Here is an 18,065-nt window from a genome sequence, read left to right as displayed (position 1 = left end):
ACACCCTGCCGCCCGGCCGCGCGGTCGGCGGCAGCGGCGCGCTCACCGAAGCACTCGTGGCCCGGCTGCGCGCCGACGGCGGGGAGATCGTCGCCGGTGACGCGGTCACCGCGCTCGCCCGCCACGGCGACCGGTGGCAGATCCGTACCGCCGCAGGGCACGAGCACACTGCCGAAACCGTGATCGCCGGAACCCATATCCTGACCACCCTCGAACTACTGGGCGCCGGCGGGTTCGACCAGGAAACGCTGGACGCGTGGCGGCGCCGGATCCGCGTCGGTCCCGGTATCGGCATGGTGGTGCGGGCCGCGACCAGCGCACTACCGCAGTATCCGGGCGCGACGCCCGCCGAATCCGCGACCGGTCTGCAACTACTGGTCACCGACCGCCGGGAGTTGCGGCTCGCGCACGGAAATGCCCTCGGCGGCCGGCTCCCACCGCGGCCGGTGGTGCTCGGGATGAGTTTCAGCGCCCTGGACCCCGGAATCGCCCCAGCCGGAGAGCACCAGCTCTCGTTGTGGTCGCAATGGCATCCCTACCGGCTCGCCGACGGCACGCACTGGGCGTCGCACGCCGAATCCGAGGCCGACCGGATCATCGGTGAACTGGACCGGTACGCACCCGGCGCGGCGGCGACGGTATTGCGCCGCCATATCCAGACCCCGGTCGACCTGGAAACCGAGATGGGTCTGCGCGGCGGCAATGTCATGCATATCGAGATGAGCCTCGACCAGATGATGCTGTGGCGGCCGCTACCGGAACTGTCCGGGCAGCGGGTGCCCGGCGCGCCCGGCCTCTACCTCACCGGTGCCTCCACCCATCCGGGCGGCGGGGTATCCGGAGCGAGCGGACGTACCGCGGCGCGGCTGGTCCTGCGCGACGGCCGGCGTGGGTGGCGGTGGCTGCGCAGGTGAGCGTGGTGGTCTCGAAGATTCGGGTGGACAGCCCACGTGAGCTGGTGCCGGCAGGTTGCCTGATCCTGCTCGTCGCCGTGCAGATCGCGTATCCGCTGACCGACGGGTCCGCCCGCGATGCCGTCACGGTGGCGGTGGTGCTCGCCTCCGCCGGCACCGCCCTGATCCATGCGGCAATGACCCGCGGTCTGCGGTACGCGGCGGGGTTCGGCGTGATCGTTTCCGGTATCGGTCTCACCGCCGAAGCGGTGGGCACCGCCACCGGATTCCCGTTCGGCGCCTACGAGTACGCGGCCGGGCGGCTGGGCCCGGCACTGTTCGATGTGCCGCTGGTGGTCCCGCTCGCGTGGACCGGCGGGATATATCCGATCTGGGTGGTCGCGGGGATCCTGTGCCGTACGCCTGCGGCGCGGATCGCCGCCACCTCGGCAGGTGCGGTGGGCTGGGATCTGTTCCTGGACCCGCAGATGGTGGCCGACGGACAGTGGCAGTGGGCCGATACCGATTCGGGACTGCCGGGGCTCGCGGCCATCCCCTGGACGAACTATCTCGGCTGGTTCCTGGTGGCCGGTCTCATCGCCGGTGCGCTGACCGTATGGGACCGGACCGCCCCGCCCACCCGGCGACTGGGCGTACCGGTACTGATGTTCCTGTGGACGTGGCTGGGTTCCGCGCTGGCACACGCGGTTTTCCTCGGCCTGCCGTACTCGGCCGGCTACGGCGGAGTCGCGCTGGGCCTGCTCGGGGTTCCGCTGCTGGTCCGGGCGGTTCGCACCGGGACCGGACGCAACAACGCGCCAGGCGGCGACGCGGCCGGGCCCGTCGCATGGCGTCGGTGAGTCGCGGCCTGGCACCATGTCATCCGTGCCTTCGAGTCCCGTTACTGCGAAACCCGGCTCCCCGGTCCCTGTTCTGCGCTCGCGCCGCTTGCGGGCGCGGGTGACGGCGGCGATCGTACTGGCCGCACTGCTGGTGCCCGCCCTGGCCGGTTGCCTGCGGGTCCAGGCGTCGATGGGGTTGTCGTCCAACGACCGGGTCTCGGGCCGGATCGTGGCCGCGGTCGTCCCGGAGAACAGTGAGGACAAGGGACCTCAGTTCACCGCTCCGGAAGCACTGGCCACCAAAGTGCGGATCGAACCGTACAACCAGGACGGTTACGTCGGCAGCGAAATCTACTTCGACGACCTGAACTTCGGCGAGGTCGAACAGCTCGGCCAGCTGTCGGAACAGGCACAGGGCCTGTTCGATCTGAAATTCCAGCGCAACGGCGACCTGGTCAGCCTCAACGGCCGCGTCGATCTCGAAACGCTGGCCCCGCACGGTTCGGATGTGCAGTTGAGTGTGGCGTTCCCGGCCCGGGTCGCCAAAACCAACGGCACCCGCGAGGGCGATGCGGTGGTCACCTGGAAACTGCCCGCCGGTGAGGTGAGCACGGTCCGCGCCGAAGTCGGCTACGCCGATCCGAACACCCGCTCGTTCGCCGGCTGGGCCGGTATCGTCGGCGGGATCACACTGGCCGTCGCGGCCGTCGTCGCCGCGCTGGCCTACCTCTACCGCAACCCGCCCGCTTCCGGCGCCCCGGCCGGTTTCTCGCTGCGCCGCTGGTGGGATCAGGTCAAGAACGACGTATGAGGCCCACCGCGCGGCGCCGACCGGCACACTCCTCCCCACCGGCTCGCGCAGCAGGCTCCGCCGGGCCGGCGCCCGGGCGACTGGCACGGCTGGTGGCCGTGGGCTCCGGGCTGGCCGCCGGTTGTGCGGCGCTGACGGTGTGGAACCGGCTCACCGTGCCCAGGCTGTCAGACACTGCTGCGCCGATCGCCGAGGCGGTGACAGTCTGTGTCCCCGCCCGCGACGAAGCCGACCGGATCCCGGCCCTGATCGCCGATCTGCGCGCTCAGAGCGATATCCCACGGCTGCGGATACTCGTATTCGACGACGACTCCACGGACGGCACCGCCGCACGTGCAGCCGAGGCAATCGACGGCGACCCGCGCTGCACATTGCTGCGCGGGACCGGAAGCCCGCCGCCGGGCTGGACCGGCAAGGCCGCGGCCTGCCGGGCGCTCGCCGATACCGCGGAGCAGCTCGCGGACACCACGGTGCTGGTGTTCCTGGACGCCGATATCCGGCTCGCGCCGGGCGCCCTCGCTGCGGCGGTGACCGAACTACGGCGCCGAGATATCGCGCTGGTGTCGCCCTGGCCGCAGCAGCAGGCGCGGTCCCTCGCCGAGCACCTGGTGCAACCGCTGCTGTGCTGGTCGTGGGCGTCGACGCTGCCGGTGGTATGCGCCGATCGCGGATTGCGGACCTCGACCGTGGTCGCGTGTGGACAGTTCCTGGTGTTCGACGCGGCCGCCTACCGTGCGATCGGCGGTCACGCGGCGGTAGCGGACAGCGCCACCGAAGACCTCGATATCGCCCGCGCACTGCGCCGCGGCGGCTACCGCACCGGGCTGGCGGCGGCCGGCGATCTGGCCCGGACACGGATGTACCGGAGTGGAGGCGAACTCGCGACGGGCTACCGGCGCTGGCTGTGGTCCGCGTACGGCGGTTCGATCCCCGGCGGGCTCGCGGTCGCGGCGGTCGCGGCCTGGGCGTACTGGTTGCCTCCGCTGGCCGGCGTGCTCGGCCGCGGATCGGTGCGCCGGTGGGGGCTGTTCGGGTACGCCACCGCCGGTGCCGGACGGTTACTCGCGCGCGGACTGGAAACCGGACGGCGGCCGGAATCCGGCGATGTCGCTGCCGCAACGTCCCACCCAGTGGCAATAACGGCCTACTTCTTGCTGTGGGCACGCTCACACCGCGATCGGCGCCGCAACGCTCTGACCTGGAAAGGACGTACTCTCCGGCCCGGAAAAGAGCTGAACTCACCTTGATTTTCAGTCTTGTGCCCGACGTTCCCGTGGCCGGATGATGAACCGGCCCGGACCGATCGGCGGGCAACAGGCCCTTTCCGGCCGGGTTCGAGGAGGCTCGTATGACCATCGCCGTCCATCCCAGTGTCGATACCGACTGGACACAGTGGCACAGCCGCTACTCGACCCGCCTGCGCAGCACACACCGCGAAACGGACCCGCTCGCCCGGCATATCCTCGGCGAATCCCCCGAGCAGCTGCCCGGAATCCCCGGCACCTGGTGGGTCGTGGACGGCCGAGTATTCATCGCCGCCAAACCGGGCGACCGACTCGACCACGACGGCGCCCGGATCGCCGGGATCGAGATCCTCGATCCCGTGGACGGCGCACCCGGGCTGATCCTGCGCCACGACGACCATGCCCTCGAGGTTCTCCGCCAGGGCGAACGGACGACGATCCGCGTCCACGCCCCGCTCGCCTAGCGGCAGTTCCCAGCCGCAATTCCGAACACAGCGGTATCGGCCCGCAGACCCGCAGGCCCCCCACATCGCGATTCTGTCGGCCAGCTCGTTCGTGATCGCGCCTGCCCGTCCACCCCGAGCCGGTATCCGAGGTTCAGGCGCTCAGCGGTGCCGCGGTGACTCCGTAACCGAGGTTGGTCAGCACCTCGCTCGTGGCCTTGGCGAAATTCAGGGTGATGAAATGCAGGCAGGGGGCGCCTTCGGCGATCAGTCGTTCACCCATTTCGGTGGCGATCTCGATCCCGGCGGCGCGGACCGCGGCGCGATCCTCCTCCGCACCGGATCCCGCGGCGCGGCGCAACCGCTCCAGGACCGGCTCCGGAAGTGGGCGGCCGCACAGCTGTTCGGCTCGCTCCACAGTGCGCAGCGAGGTGATCGGCATCAGCTCGGGAATGATGGGTTTGGCGCCTTCGACCGGGTCCAAGGCGGCGATCCGGTCACGCAACCGCAGATAGTCGTCGACATCGAAGAACATCTGGGTGATCGAATATTCCGCGCCCGCACGCAGTTTCGCGGCGAGGTAGGCGGTATCGCAATCCAGGTCCGGCGAACGGTGGTGCCCCTGCGGGAACGAGGCCACCCCGACATGGAAATCGCCGAGGTCGCGCACGATCCGCACCAGTTCTTCGGCGTACTCCACGCCGTCGGGATGCTTCTGCCATTCCCCCAGCGGATCGCCCGGCGGGTCGCCGCGCAGTACGAGGATATTGCTGATCCCCGAGTCCGCGTAGGCACCGACGATGGACCGCAGCTCGGCGACACTGTGCCCGACCGCGGTGAGATGCCCGACCGGCAGCAGGGTGGTTTCCTGGGCGAGCTGCCCGGTGACCCGCACCGTGCGATCGCGGGTACTGCCACCGGCGCCGTAGGTCATCGAGACGAAGGCGGGATGCATCCGTTCGAAGGTGCGCACCGCACGCCACAACCGCTGCTCACCGGCTTCGTCGCGGGGTGGGGAGAACTCCACCGAGAAGGGCACGGCGCCACCCGCGTGCCGCTTCAGGCTCTGCACGACCGAAGGCGTCGCGGAGACGTCCGGTGACGTGGGGGACGGCCGGCCAGGGGTCGGGAGTCCCCGCGCGTAGTCGAAAGTCACCGGGCCAGTCTAAAGCCGTACCCGAGTCCGGGCGGCCCCCGCTCGCTGTGAGCACCGCCCACCGAATCGGGGCCGCCGCCCGCGCGCGCGTATTCTGCGATCAGGTCCCGTCGCCACGGCGGGTGACCATGGGACACCATCGGAGGGACCCTGCGGGCGATCTCGGTGGCCGGCGCCCATGGCGAGCAACGATCTGGGAGGTCATCCTGTCCGCCGGAACCGGAACCGAAACCCCGACCCGTCCGGGTCCCCTCTCGGCCGTCCCCGGGACAGCGGCCTTCGCGACCGCCGTCGAACAGGCCCTGACCGGCTATTTCGCCACCCGCGCAGAAGCCGTCACCGAACTGGGTCCGGTATTCATCGACGCGGTCGGCGCGCTCGAATCGTTCGTTCTGCGCGGCGGTAAACGCACCCGGCCCGGTTTCGCCTGGATGGGCTGGCTCGGTGCCGGCGGTGACCCGGCCGGCGCTCAGGCCGAGGCCGTACTCCAGGCCTGTGCCGCGCTCGAGCTGGTGCAGGCGTGCGCGCTGATCCACGACGACATCATCGACTGCTCCCGCACCCGCCGCCGGTTCCCCACCGTGCACGTGGACTTCGAACAGCGCCATCACCACCAGGGCTGGACCGGCGATTCCGCACACTACGGCGAATCGGTGGCGATCCTGCTCGGTGATCTGGCCCTGGCCTGGGCCGACGATATGGTGCACGGCAGTGGCCTGGACCCGGCGGCACTGGGGCGGTTCGCCCCGGTCTGGGCCGGGATGCGCACCGAGGTGCTGGGCGGTCAGCTGCTCGATGTGCACGGTGAAGCCAGCGGCGACGAATCGGTGGCGGCGGCTCTGCGGATCAACCGGTACAAAACCGCGGCCTATACGGTCGAGCGCCCCCTGCACCTCGGTGCGGCCCTCGCCGACGCCGATGCGGATCTGATCGCCGCCTACCGCACCTACGGCACCGATATCGGGATCGCCTTCCAGTTGCGCGACGATCTGCTCGGTGTGTTCGGGAATCCGGAGGTCACCGGAAAACCCTCCGGTGACGATCTGCGCGAGGGCAAACGCACCGTCCTGGTCGCCGAGGCGCTGCAACGGGCCGGCGCGGACAACCCCGCCGCCGGCGACCGGTTACGCGCCGCCATCGGCACCGACCTGTCCGACGAGCAGGTAGGCGAACTGCGCGAACTGCTGGTCGAGCTGGGCGCGGTCGACGCCGTGGAAACCCGGATCGCCGAACTCACCGACCAGGGCCTAGCCGCGATCGATGCAAGCTCCGCCACCCTCGAGGCCAAAGACCGCCTGAAGGCGATGGCGCTCGCCGCCACTCGGCGCGCGGCATGAGCGCGTCGGGCCCGGAGGCGGTAGCACAGCGTCACCACGCAAGACTCCTGCACAATCCCCATCGACACAGCATGAGCAGTTCGCCCCCGGGCGCGGCAGCGCAACGTCACCGTGCAGGCCCCTCGTACGTGTTCAGCATCAGCGGTTCGCGCCCGGAGGCGGTGGCGCGGCCGGCGTTCGGTGGGCTCCGATGAGGACTGTGCGTGGCCCCATAGAGCGTGTCGTCGTGGTCGGCGCCGGGCTGTCCGGTTTGTCGGCGGCGCTGTATCTGACCGGTGCGGGCTGCTCCGTCACCGTGGTGGAACGCGCCGATCACCCCGGCGGCCGGATGGGACGCTACCGGCTCGACGGCTACGATATCGACTCCGGCGCCACCATCCTCACCCTGCCCGAACTCGTGGACGATGCGCTGGCCGCCGTGGGTCTCGATACCGATACCGCGATGCCCCCGTTGCGGATCCGGCCGCTGGCTCCGGCGTATCACGCCCGTTTCGCCGACGGATCCGATCTGCGCGTGTTCTCCGATGCCGATCGGATGAGCGCGGAGGTGACGCGGGTCTGCGGGCCGGACGAGGCCGTGCGCTACCGTCGGCTGCGGGACTGGCTGGGTCGGGTATACCGCGCCGAATACGACGAATTCCTGGCCGCAAATTTCGATTCGCCCATGGATCTGGTCCGGATTCCGGCAAAACGCGCGGCTCTGCTCGACCTCGTCGCGCTCGGAGCGTTCGGCCGGTTGGGCCGGCGCGTCGCCCGTACCCTGCGCGACCCCCGGTTGAGCCGCCTGTTCACCTTCCAGGCGCTGTACGCCGGTATGGCGCCCGCCCAGGCGCTGGGCGTGTACGGCGCTATTCCTCATATGGATACAGGTCTGGGCGTCTATTTCCCCGAGGGCGGTATGCGCGCGGTCGCCGATACTCTCGCCGGGGCGTTCACCGCCGCGGGCGGCCGGCTCGAACTCGGCACGGAGGTGACCGGTATCGACTACCACCGGGGCCGGGCGCAGCGAGTGATCACGGCCGGTGGCCGGACCCTGCCCTGCGACGCGGTCGTGCTCACCGCGGATCTCGGATCGCTGGACCGTTTCGGGGTCCGGCCGCGGCGCGGTCTGCGGGCCTCGCCGTCGGCGGTGGTCGCGCATGGGCTCGTACCGGTCACTGTGGCCGGACAGTGGCCCGTGCAGGCGCATCACACGATCGACTTCGGTGCCGCCTGGGCGCAGACCTTCCGCGAGATCACCGCGCGGCGCGGTGGCCGGCCGATGAGCGACCCGTCACTACTGCTGACCCGCCCCGCCCTGAGCGACCCCGGCCTGTACCTCACTCACGATGGGGTCCGCTATGAACCGTTCTCACTGCTCGCACCGTGTCCGAACCTGGATTCGGCGCCGCTGGACTGGAACCGGCTGGGTCCGGCCTATCTGCGCGAACTCCTCTCGGTACTGGAAGCGCGGGGATACCACCGGATTACGAGCGAATTCGTCGTCGACCGGCTCGACACGCCCGCGACGTGGCGGGATCAGGGCATGATCGCCGGGACTCCTTTCTCCGCGGCGCACCTGTTCCGCCAGACCGGCCCGTTTCGTTCGCGCAACTTCCCGCGCGGCAGCGAGAACGTGGTCCTGGCAGGTTGCGGGACCACTCCGGGTGTCGGAGTTCCCACCGCGCTGCTGTCGGGAAAACTCGCGGCACAGCGCATTGTGGGCGAGAATCGCGGAGTCCGGACGCGTGCCTCCGCGACCGTCCGGCTGTCTTCCCGGAGGGAAGCCGTAAACTGAGCGCCGACCTATTCGCCTGCGGTTGCGACCGCCGACCACCCGGGGGGACCGACAACTGATGCCAGCCCCCTATACACACACCGCCGCCACCGCCGTCCAGCTCCCCGGCGCCGACGCTCCCGCACCGGCCGCACCCGCTCCTACACGGGTCTCCGGCCGGGACGGTTTCGCGCCCGGCGTGCTGGGCTGGTTGCGGTTCTGCGCCGATTTCCTGCGCAGCCCGGAAGGGCATGCGGCGCTTCTCGGCTTCACCGGGGCGATCATGATCACCTTCGGCGGGTTCGGGGCCGGCAGTGTGCGCGAACGCGATCCGATACTCGAAGCGGTGCACCTGTCCTGGCTGCGATTCGGCCACGGGTACGCGCTGTCGATGATCTGTGTATGGGCCGGCGTGCTGATGATGGTGGCCGCCTGGGTGCGGCTGGGCCGTATCACGCTGGGCTTCGGCGGTCACTCCGGCGATGTGCGCCTCAACGAATTACGCGCCATCGTCGGTATCTGGATCACCCCGCTGATGTTCGCGGTACCGATGTTCAGCCGTGACGCCTACTCCTACCTCGCCCAGGGCGCGCTGCTGCGGGACGGTTTCGACCCGTATCAGGTGGGCCCCGTCGCCAACCCCGGCATCCTGCTCGACAACGTGAGCACCGTCTGGACCACCACCACCGCCCCCTACGGTCCGGTGTTCCTGCTGATGGGTCGCGCCATCACCGCGGTCACCGGTGACAGCGTGGTCGCGGGCACCATCGCGCTCCGGTTCGTGATGCTGCCGGGCTTGGTGCTGATGATGTGGGCGGTGCCGTATCTGACCAAACATCTCGGTGGCCGGCCCACGGTCGCGCTGTGGCTGGCCGTGCTCAATCCGCTGGTCCTGATCCATCTGATCGGCGGCGTGCACAACGAGATGCTGATGGTCGGCCTGATGTGCGCGGGGATCGCGCTGGTCCTGGAACGTCATCATGTGGCCGGGATCGTGGTGGTGGCCATCGGGGTCGCGATCAAGGCCACCGCCGGTGTGGCGCTGCCGTTCCTCGTGTGGATCTGGATGCTGCACGAACGCGACAGACGCGCCGAGGACGGTCAGCGGGCGGCGCTCGCGACGAGTAGCCGGGAATTCCTGGCGCACCACTGGAAGATGTTCGCCAAGATCGCCTCACTCGGTTTGGCGGTGTTCGCCGTGGTGTTCGTGGCGGCGTCCGCGATCGCCGGGGTGGGGATCGGCTGGCTCACTGCGCTGTCCGGGTCGCAGAAGATCATCAACTGGCTGTCGCTGCCGACGATCCTGGCGCATATCACCACCTGGATCACCCCCTTCGAGCTCGGCTCGACCCTCGAGGTGACCCGCTTACTGTGCATGGCCGCGCTCCTGGGCCTGCTGGTGTGGACCTGGTGGCGGTTCAAACTCACCGAACGCGATGCGGTGCTGGGGATCCTGATCGCATTCGTCGCGATCGTCATCCTGTCGCCGGCCGCGCTGCCCTGGTACTACTCGTGGCCGCTGGCGCTGGCCGCCGGATTCGCGCTGTCGACCACCACGCTCATGACGCTGGTCGGCATCTGCACCTGGTTGATGCTGGTGTTCCAGCCGGACGGTTCGATCGGGCTCTACAACTTCTGGCATGTCGCCGCCGCGACCTTCGCCGCCGTCGTCGCCGCACTCTCGCTGCGGACGGTGGATCCGCTACGCCTGCGCGGAACGCCCCGGCAAGTCACGACACCCACTGTCACCACTGGACCGTGAACGCCGAACACGGCCCGAAACCCTTCAGCGAACTCGGTCTCCACGCCGCTGGACAGCCCGAAGCCGCCCCGGCAGCACCCGCCCGGTCCGCAACAGCGCCGCAGTCGGCGACACCGGCGTCGACGGCGCAGCCTCCGTCGAATCGCGTGTCGAGGAATGTGCAGGGCAGCCCACCCACTGCCTCCGGTACCGAGCACGGTCCCGGTGTCACCACTGCGCTTCCCACTGGGCACAGCACCGCGCCCCCGACCACACGCGACTCCACGCCCCGAACGGAGCACAACGCCGCAGCCACGCACGGGCGATCAACCGGTCCCACGGTGAGCGGAGAGGATATCGATCACCTTGCCCGCCCGGAACCGCGTGAGCATCCGGCCGCAGCCGCCTACACCACCGGTTCCCACCGCATCGCCGACCCCGAAATGTTGCGCGGGGCGTACGAACGCTGTCGCCGGACGGCCGCCGTCCACGGACGCACCTACTACCTGGCGACCCGGCTGCTGTCCGCCGAGCGGCGCCCCGCCGTCCACGCCCTCTACGCCTTCGCGCGAATGGTCGACGATATCGTCGACGGCCCGGTGCGCCGGGATTCCCCGGCGGCCGTGCTGGACGCCGTCGAGTACGCGCTGCGCACCGCGTGGTCACCGTCCGCTGCGCCCCTCCTGTTCGTCCCGCCAGACCTGAGCGCGACCGTCCCGGCCGAGTCACCACAGGTCGGCACGACCGCGCCGTTCAACTCACCCCGGTCGACCGCGAACCGGCGACTCGACTCCCCCCGGCCGACCGCTGCCACCTCGTTCGACTCCGCCCGGCCCGGCGAGTACACGCCACTCGCCCCAGCCCCGCCCGGCCCGAGCACCCCGCTCGACCCGCCCCGACTCGCCGAGCTGCCCGCCGGGTTCGGACAGATCGCCCTGGCACTCACCGACACCGTCACCCGGTTCGACGTAGATCCGCGGTACTTCTGGACGTTCCTGGACTCCATGCGTATGGACGCCCCCGGTTCACCGCTGTTCCGGAACCGCTACCCGACCATGGCTGCCCTGGACGAATACATGCGCGGATCGGCGGCGGCCATCGGTCTGCAGCTGCTTCCGGTACTCGGAACGGTCGTCCCCCGGGCGGCGGCCGAACCCGCGGCGGCTGCTCTGGGCAACGCCTTCCAGCTCACCAATTTTCTGCGCGATATCGGCGAAGACCTCGACCGCAACCGCATCTACCTGCCCGCCGACGAACTCGCCGCGTTCGGCGTCGACGAGGAGCTGTTGGTGTACTGCCATCGAACCCGCAGCACCGATCGCCGAGTCAGCCGCGCGCTCGCGCACCTCATCGCCGTCAACCGCGACCTCTACCGCCGCGCGGATCCGGGCATCGAGTTACTCAGCCCACGCGTACGCCCTGGCATACGCACAGCCGCCACCGTGTACGCGGCCATCCTGGACCGCATCGAAGACGGTGGTTACGACGTGTTCGCACAGCGCGCCGTGGTCCCGGGCCCGCGCCGACTGCGACTGGCGGCCCGCGCCGCGCTGCGCCGGTAGCCCTACGCGTCCTGGGCGATGCGTGCGGCCGGGAGACCGGCGTTGCCGCTCCTCAGAGCACGGAGCGGAGAGGCAGTGTCAGAAGGGGTCGGCGGCCGCGCGGCGCAGTACCTCGCGGGCCAGCGGGCCGTGCAACGCCTCAACCGGTTTACCGGGCAGGGTGTCGTCGTCGGTGAAGATCCATTCCAGAATCTCCTCGTCGGTGTACTTGGCGTCACGCATCACCGTGATCAGGCCCGGCAGGAATTTCAGTACCGCACCCGTTTCGTCGAAGAAGATCTCCGGGATCCCCACCACGCGGTCCCGGCGCACCGCGAGCAGCTGGTTGTCCCGCAGCATCTGGTGCACCCGGGTCACCACGACACCCAGGTTCTTCGCGACATCGGGTAACGAGAGCAGCGGTACCGAGGCGGGCAGGACATCGGCACTGCAAGGAAAGGTACTCACGGAAGACAACCGTAGACGGCGGTCGTTCGCACGCGGTGAGACACCCGCACCGGTTCGGCCGATAACATGTGGGAGCCGCAGCGGCGGCGACCGTGTGGACGCGGTACGAGGGTGGAGAGGTTCGTGACAGCCGGAGGAGAATTGATCGGCGCCGTACTGGATCGGCGCTACCGGATCGACGCGCCGATCGCCCGGGGCGGGATGTCGATGGTGTTCCGGGGTGTGGACACGCGGCTGGGCCGGCAGGTCGCCATCAAGGTGATGGATCCCAAGTTCGCCGGTGATCCGCAGTTCCTGACCCGGTTCGAGTTCGAGGCGCGTGCGGTGGCGGGGCTGAAACACCCCTCCCTCGTCGAGGTGTACGACCAGGGCGTGGACGGCGAGTACCCGTTCCTCGTGATGGAACTGGTCCAGGGCGGGACGCTGCGGGAACTGCTGCGCGAACGCGGGCCGATGCCGCCGCATGCGGTCCGCGCCGTCGCCGAACCGGTGCTGGCCGCGATAGGGGTCGCGCATGGGGCCGGTCTCGTGCATCGTGATGTGAAACCGGAGAATGTGCTCATCTCCGACGGCGGCGATGTCAAGATCGCCGACTTCGGTCTGGTCCGCGCCGTCGCGGCCGCCAACACCACCTCGGCCAGCGTCATCCTGGGCACCGCCGCCTATCTCTCGCCCGAACAGGTCACCAGCGGTAGCGCCGATGCCCGCAGTGATGTGTACGCGTTCGGCATCCTGATCTTCGAACTACTCACCGGGAAGGTGCCGTTCACCGGCGACAATTCGCTCTCGGTGGCCTACCAGCGGGTCGAGAACGATGTTCCGGGCCCGAGCGAGTTCATCTCCGGGGTGCCGCCCGAATTCGACCGGCTGGTCGCCCGCGCGACCGCTCGCGAACCCGGGCACCGGTTCGCCGACGCCACGGAGATGGTGGCCGAACTACGGTCCATTGCCGCGCGGCTGAACCTGCCCGATTACCGGGTTCCCGCGCCGCAGGAATCGGCGGAACACACCAGCGCCCGTCATCCCGTCGCTCGTCCGGTGCCCGAACCCGTCGCGGCGCAGGGCCCACATCCGACCCGGATGGTGACCACGGCGCAGCCACGGAACGAACCCCCGCCGCCAGCCTATATTCCGCCGCAGCGCCCCACTCAGCACAACTCCTTCCAGGAAAGTCACGCCGCCAAGCGCCGCAACGGGATGATCTGGACGGCCGCGGTGGTGGTATTGACGCTGCTGGTCGGGATCGGCGGCTGGTGGCTGGGTATGGGCCGCTACAACTCGGTGCCCTCGGTCGCCGGGATGACGCTCGAGCAGGCCACCGTGGAACTCCAGGAGGCCGGTTTCGAGACCGGAACCCGGGACAAGGCCTCCGATACCGTGCCCGTCGGTGGTGTGGTGGGTACGGATCCGGGGCCGGGTGCTCGCGAGACCAAGGGCTCGACCGTCGATATCCTGGTGTCCAGCGGTAAACCGGAAGTTCCCGCGGTCTCGCCCGGCGCCGACTGGGACGAGGTCCAGCAGCTGATCCGGGATCAGGGCCTGCAACCGGTCGACGCGGGCGAGGTCGCCAGCACCGCACCCGAGGGCACCCTGGCCCGGATCGATCCCGCGCCCGGCACCGTGCTCCCCGCGGGCGCGCATGTGCAGGTCTGGATGAGCAATGGATCCGAACCGGTCCAACTGCCCGATCTACGCGCCGACACCCCGGAGCAGGCCCGCAAGAAACTCGAGGACCTCGGTCTCACCGTCGCCGGTGAGCAGCAGGTCTACGACGAACTGGTGGAAGTGGGCCGCGTTGTCGGCACCGAACCCGGCGTCGGCACCACCGTCGACGCCGGTTCCTCGGTCACCTTGATGATTTCCGAGGCGGTAACCATGCCGTCGGTGGTCGGCAAATCCGTCAGCGAAGCCCGCAGCACGTTGGAAGGCCTGGGTTTGCAGGTCGAGGTGCGACAGTTCGCACCGCTGGACTCTTCGGTCGTGATCTCGCAACGGCCCGCTGCCAACGCGAACGTCGAATCCGGTGCCTCGGTATCGCTGGTCGCAGTGCCGTAGTTCGCCCGCCGAAGATGCCGCGCGAACTACCGCAGCATCTCGGCGACGAGGAACGACAGCTCCAGCGACTGCTGAGTGTTGAGCCGGGGGTCGCAGGCCGTTTCGTAGCGACCGGACAGGTCCAGATCCGAGATGTCCTGGGCCCCGCCGAGGCATTCGGTGACGTCTTCGCCGGTGAGTTCGATATGCAGCCCGCCCGGATGGGTACCGAGGGCGTGGTGGACCTCGAAGAACCCCTGTACTTCGTCGACGATCCGGTCGAAATGGCGGGTTTTGAATCCGGTGGACGATTCGTGGGTGTTGCCGTGCATCGGATCGCACTGCCAGATCACCTGATGTCCGGTGGCCTGCACCTTCTCCACGATCGCCGGCAGTACCTCGCGGACGTTCGTATTGCCCATCCGGGAGACCAGCGTCAACCGGCCGGGCTCGTTGTTCGGGTCGAGCCGTTCCACGTACTCCACCGCCTGCGCCGGGGTGGTCTTCGGGCCGATCTTCAGGCCGATCGGGTTGGCGAGGAGTTCGGCGAAGGCGATATGGGCGCCGTCGAGCTGGCGGGTGCGTTCCCCGATCCACAAGAAATGGGCGGACAGATCGTAGAGCACGGGGTCGCCCGCGGAGTTCTCGGCCAGACGCAGCATGGCGCGCTCGTAGTCCAGCACCAGCGCCTCGTGCGAGGCGTAGATGCGGGCCGATTTGAGGCTGGGGTCGTTGACCCGGCACGCGGTCATGAACCGCAGGCCGCGATCGATCTCCTCGGCCAGGGCCTCGTAGCGGGCACCGGCCGGCGACTGGGCCACGAAATCCCGGTTCCAGTCGTGCACCCGGTGCAGATCGGCCATACCCGCGCTGGTGAGCGCCCGCACCAGGTTCATCGCCGCGCTCGCGTTGGCGTAGGCCCGTACCAGGCGCGACGGGTCGTGCTGACGGACACCGGCCTCGGCGACCAGTGAATTGACCATATCGCCGCGATAGGACTTCAAACCGAGCGCGTCGGTATCGGCGGACCGGGGCTTGGCGTACTGACCGGCGATCCGCGCGACCTTCACCACCGGCAGGCTGGCGCCGTAGGTGAGCACGACGGCCATCTGCAGCAGCGTCCGCAGGTTGCCGCGGATATGCGGTTCGGTGTTGTCGGCGAAGGTTTCCGCGCAGTCCCCGCCCTGCATCAGGAAGGCCTCGCCGCGCGCGACATCGGCGAGCTGTTCGCGCAGCTCGTCCACCTCGGCGGGCAGGCAGATCGGCGGCACACTCTCCAGCACCGTCCGCATATCCGCCGCCTGGCCGGCGTCCCAGGACGGTTGCTGCAGAGCCGGCCGTGCCAACGCGTCGTCGAGCCGTTTACGCAATTCGGCGGGCAACGGCGGCAGCTCGGGCAAACGGTCGATGGGTACGTCGACGGTCCAATTCACCAGTTCAGGATAAGTGGTGGCCGATCCGGGGATATTTCCGGAGGTGTTTGCGGGCGCGCCCCGGCACGTCGCCGGGCACAACTAAGCTCGGTGCGTTCTGTCGACCACCGAGGAGACCCACCGATTTTGAGGTATTTCTACGATTCGGAGTTCATCGAGGACGGTCGCGTGATCGATCTCGTATCGATCGGCGTCGTCTGTGAGGACGGACGGGAGTTCTATGCCGTCTCCTCGGAGTTCGATGCCGGTCGGGCCGGGCCCTGGGTGAGCAAACATGTCCTGCCGAAGCTGCCCCCACAGACATCGCCGCTGTGGCGGACCCGGGCGCAGATCCGGGAGGAGCTGCACCGGTTCCTGGTCCCGCGCACGACCGTGCAGCCCGAGATGTGGGCGTGGGTGGGTGCCTACGACCATGTGGTGCTGTGCCAACTGTGGGGGTCGATGGTGGATCTACCGCCCGACCTGCCCCGCTATACGAACGAGCTGCGGCAGCACTGGGAGGCACACGGCCGCCCGGAGTTGCCGCCCCCGCCGCGTGACGCACACGACGCCCTGGCCGATGCGCGGCACAACCTCGCCAAATTCGAGGCGATCGAGGCAGCCCGGCGCCGCTGACCCGCAGCGCCTACTCACCGAGCCGTGAGCGCTCCCAGGAACTGCAGGGTTCGCGACTGCTCAGCGGCCGAACCCACGGGCATGGCGACCAACTCCGTCGCGCCGGCTGCGAAAACACTGCCGATCAGGCGCTCGACCGTCTTCTCGTCACCGAGCAGGGCGGTCTGCTCCGGACCGGTGACTCCTTCGCGTTCCATCGCGGCCCGGTAGCTGCCGATCCCGCCCGCAGCGCCGAAACGGCCGGCCAGTTCTGTCCGGAGGTCGTCGGCGGCCTCGGTTATCGCGACGAATAGGCAGACCACGATGCGGGGACGGGGGCGACCGGCCTCGCCGGCGGCGCGGGTGAGAACCGGGACCACATGGTTTTCCAGCGCCGCCGGGCCGACCCAGGTGGTCACGGTGCCATCGGCCGATTCGCCCGCGATCCTCAGCATGGCCGGCCCGAGCGCACCGATCAGCACCGACGGCGAGGGCGTCGGCTCGGTGCCGATCCGGCCGACCGCCGTTATTTCCGAGCCGGTGAACGCCACCTCCTCACCACGCAGCAGCGGCATCAGCACGTCCAGGTATTCGCGGAGATGGTGCGCGGGACGTCGGAAGTCGTAACCCAGTTGCCCTTCGATGATGTGCGGATGACTCACGCCGATCCCCAAGGTCAGCCGGGACCCGACGGCCGACTGAACGGTCAAAGCCTGTCCCGCCAGCATCATCGGATGACGCGGGTAGGTCGGGACAACGGCCGTGCCCACTTCGACCGCAGGTACCTCCCGGCCGATCACCGCGGCCGCGGTGAGGGCGTCCCAGCCGAAGTGCTGCCCCAGCCAGACGCTCCGCAGTCCGGCGGCCGCGGCGGCGTGGGCGCGTTCCACCAGTGTGTCGACGGTGCTGCCCTGTTCGTGCACCAGCACTCCGATACGCATAGTCATATCAATCCTCGCTGCCGGACAGGCTTGCCCGGCTCAGACCGGCCGCTTCGGCGAACAATTCGGTGACGGCGGGACAGATTTCCCGCAGTATCTCGAGGGGGATTTCTCCGGGAGGTTCGAAACCACGGCGCACGGTGGTGGCCAGTAGCTGCGCCTTCCGTTCCAGGGCGAGATCCGGTGCGCCCCGCTCGTAGGAATCCTCGTTCAGATAGCCGTGCAGCACCGCGTGATAGCCGTAGGAGATCTCGGGTACCGGCATATCCGCACACAGCAGGCCGTGCTCCGCCAGCATCGACAGGTATTCCTCGAAGAGGCGGTGGTGCCGATCATCCTGGGCGGCGTGCAACCCGGCAGATCTACCGAGCACGTCGGAATCGGCGGTGTACATCGCGCGCAGCAGGGGTTGGCGCATCACGCCGAGGAATTGGACCTCGGTGAGTTTGTGCAGCGCCGCCACCGCGGGGTCCGCGCGCAGGGCCGCGACGAGCCGGTCGAGCGATCGGGCCACCTCACGCTGCAACACCGCGAGGAGCAGCTGGTCTCTGGTCTTCCAATGCAGGTAGACGGTGCCTTTACCGATTCCCGCACGATCGGCCACTTCGTCGACCGTGATCCGGCGCGCCCCGATGCGGAGCATCAGTTCCGCGCCGGCGTCGAGTATCCGCGCGGCCCGTTCCCTACGGGCTTCTTCGCTTCGCACACGCATTCCGGATGACATTTCATGACTATATGACCAAATTTCAAAAATAGTCAACTATATGGGCGCGGGCGCCCGATGCCGCTGATTCGCATGAGGTGAGCACGCTGCCGGCGACCGGCATCGAT

16 protein-coding genes are annotated in these 18,065 nt (G+C 69.0%); 11 read left to right on the top strand and 5 right to left on the bottom strand.

All coding sequences use genetic code 11. The features are described 5' to 3' along the window. The 5 genes from ON22_RS09220 to ON22_RS09200 form a co-directional block, all read left to right on the top strand. A partial coding sequence (locus ON22_RS09220; RefSeq protein ID WP_043739956.1) for a phytoene desaturase family protein occupies window positions 1–914 on the top strand: 914 nt, incomplete at its 5' end. 5 nt (window positions 915–919) lie between these two features. Further along, window positions 920–1,753, top strand: a complete 834-nt coding sequence (locus tag ON22_RS09215) for a carotenoid biosynthesis protein (protein ID WP_373280847.1) — start codon at window positions 920–922, stop codon at window positions 1,751–1,753. Window positions 1,754–1,769: 16 nt separating this feature from the next. Further along, complete coding sequence (locus tag ON22_RS09210) at window positions 1,770–2,546, top strand: LppM family (lipo)protein (RefSeq protein WP_033245095.1); 777 nt, start codon at window positions 1,770–1,772, stop codon at window positions 2,544–2,546. Between the two features lie 80 nt (window positions 2,547–2,626). Beyond that, window positions 2,627–3,793 carry a glycosyltransferase family 2 protein gene (locus ON22_RS09205; RefSeq protein WP_033245419.1) on the top strand — a complete coding sequence of 389 codons (1,167 nt, stop codon included), beginning with the start codon at window positions 2,627–2,629 and terminating at the stop codon, window positions 3,791–3,793. A 101-nt stretch (window positions 3,794–3,894) separates the two neighbouring features. Then, window positions 3,895–4,254, top strand: a complete 360-nt coding sequence (locus ON22_RS09200; protein WP_033245418.1) for a hypothetical protein — start codon at window positions 3,895–3,897, stop codon at window positions 4,252–4,254. A gap of 133 nt (window positions 4,255–4,387) precedes the next feature. Here the strand turns inward: ON22_RS09200 and ON22_RS09195 are convergent, their stop codons facing one another. Then, on the bottom strand, window positions 4,388–5,389 hold the full coding sequence (locus tag ON22_RS09195; protein WP_081595436.1) for a methylenetetrahydrofolate reductase: 1,002 nt from the start codon (window positions 5,387–5,389) through the stop codon (window positions 4,388–4,390). A 128-nt stretch (window positions 5,390–5,517) separates the two neighbouring features. Here ON22_RS09195 and ON22_RS09190 point away from each other — a divergent pair, with 128 nt between their 5' ends. The 4 genes from ON22_RS09190 to ON22_RS35560 all read left to right on the top strand — a co-directional run bounded on the left by ON22_RS09190 (window position 5,518) and on the right by ON22_RS35560 (window position 11,785). Then, complete coding sequence (locus ON22_RS09190) at window positions 5,518–6,726, top strand: polyprenyl synthetase family protein (RefSeq protein WP_081595440.1); 1,209 nt, start codon at window positions 5,518–5,520, stop codon at window positions 6,724–6,726. Window positions 6,727–6,916: 190 nt separating this feature from the next. Next, complete coding sequence (crtI, locus tag ON22_RS09185; RefSeq protein ID WP_051157345.1) at window positions 6,917–8,503, top strand: phytoene desaturase family protein; 1,587 nt, start codon at window positions 6,917–6,919, stop codon at window positions 8,501–8,503. Between the two features lie 58 nt (window positions 8,504–8,561). Then, window positions 8,562–10,244 carry an alpha-(1->6)-mannopyranosyltransferase A gene (locus tag ON22_RS09180; RefSeq protein WP_081595435.1) on the top strand — a complete coding sequence of 561 codons (1,683 nt, stop codon included), beginning with the start codon at window positions 8,562–8,564 and terminating at the stop codon, window positions 10,242–10,244. Window positions 10,245–10,666: 422 nt separating this feature from the next. Continuing rightward, window positions 10,667–11,785: a phytoene/squalene synthase family protein gene (locus tag ON22_RS35560; protein ID WP_081595439.1), complete on the top strand. Its 1,119-nt coding sequence runs from the start codon at window positions 10,667–10,669 to the stop codon at window positions 11,783–11,785. A 78-nt stretch (window positions 11,786–11,863) separates the two neighbouring features. Here the strand turns inward: ON22_RS35560 and ON22_RS09170 are convergent, their stop codons facing one another. Then, complete coding sequence (locus ON22_RS09170; protein ID WP_033245093.1) at window positions 11,864–12,232, bottom strand: Rv2175c family DNA-binding protein; 369 nt, start codon at window positions 12,230–12,232, stop codon at window positions 11,864–11,866. Window positions 12,233–12,373: 141 nt separating this feature from the next. On the opposite strand from ON22_RS09170, the gene pknB reads away from it, so the two are divergent. Beyond that, window positions 12,374–14,287, top strand: coding sequence for a Stk1 family PASTA domain-containing Ser/Thr kinase (gene pknB / locus ON22_RS09165; RefSeq protein ID WP_051157344.1), 1,914 nt, complete (start codon window positions 12,374–12,376; stop codon window positions 14,285–14,287). A 26-nt stretch (window positions 14,288–14,313) separates the two neighbouring features. Here pknB and ON22_RS09160 read toward each other — a convergent pair whose 3' ends face one another. Continuing rightward, window positions 14,314–15,699: a class II 3-deoxy-7-phosphoheptulonate synthase gene (locus ON22_RS09160; protein WP_033245091.1), complete on the bottom strand. Its 1,386-nt coding sequence runs from the start codon at window positions 15,697–15,699 to the stop codon at window positions 14,314–14,316. Window positions 15,700–15,825: 126 nt separating this feature from the next. On the opposite strand from ON22_RS09160, the gene ON22_RS09155 reads away from it, so the two are divergent. Continuing rightward, complete coding sequence (locus ON22_RS09155) at window positions 15,826–16,314, top strand: polyadenylate-specific 3'-exoribonuclease AS (RefSeq protein WP_033245090.1); 489 nt, start codon at window positions 15,826–15,828, stop codon at window positions 16,312–16,314. A 14-nt stretch (window positions 16,315–16,328) separates the two neighbouring features. Here ON22_RS09155 and ON22_RS09150 read toward each other — a convergent pair whose 3' ends face one another. Together ON22_RS09150 and ON22_RS09145 are read right to left on the bottom strand one after the other, a co-directional pair. Then, window positions 16,329–17,240, bottom strand: a complete 912-nt coding sequence (locus ON22_RS09150) for a TIGR03564 family F420-dependent LLM class oxidoreductase (protein ID WP_197039683.1) — start codon at window positions 17,238–17,240, stop codon at window positions 16,329–16,331. 1 nt (window position 17,241) lies between these two features. Further along, entirely contained in the window at window positions 17,242–17,940 is a 699-nt protein-coding gene (locus ON22_RS09145; protein ID WP_197039682.1) for a TetR/AcrR family transcriptional regulator, read from the bottom strand. Between the last annotated feature and the right edge of the window lie 125 nt (window positions 17,941–18,065).

This window comes from Nocardia carnea NBRC 14403, assembly GCF_000308515.1.
Classification (GTDB): Bacteria; Actinomycetota; Actinomycetes; order Mycobacteriales; family Mycobacteriaceae; genus Nocardia; species Nocardia carnea.
The sequence above is the reverse complement of the archived record's forward strand: the minus strand, read 5'-3'. Positions and strand labels throughout refer to the sequence as shown.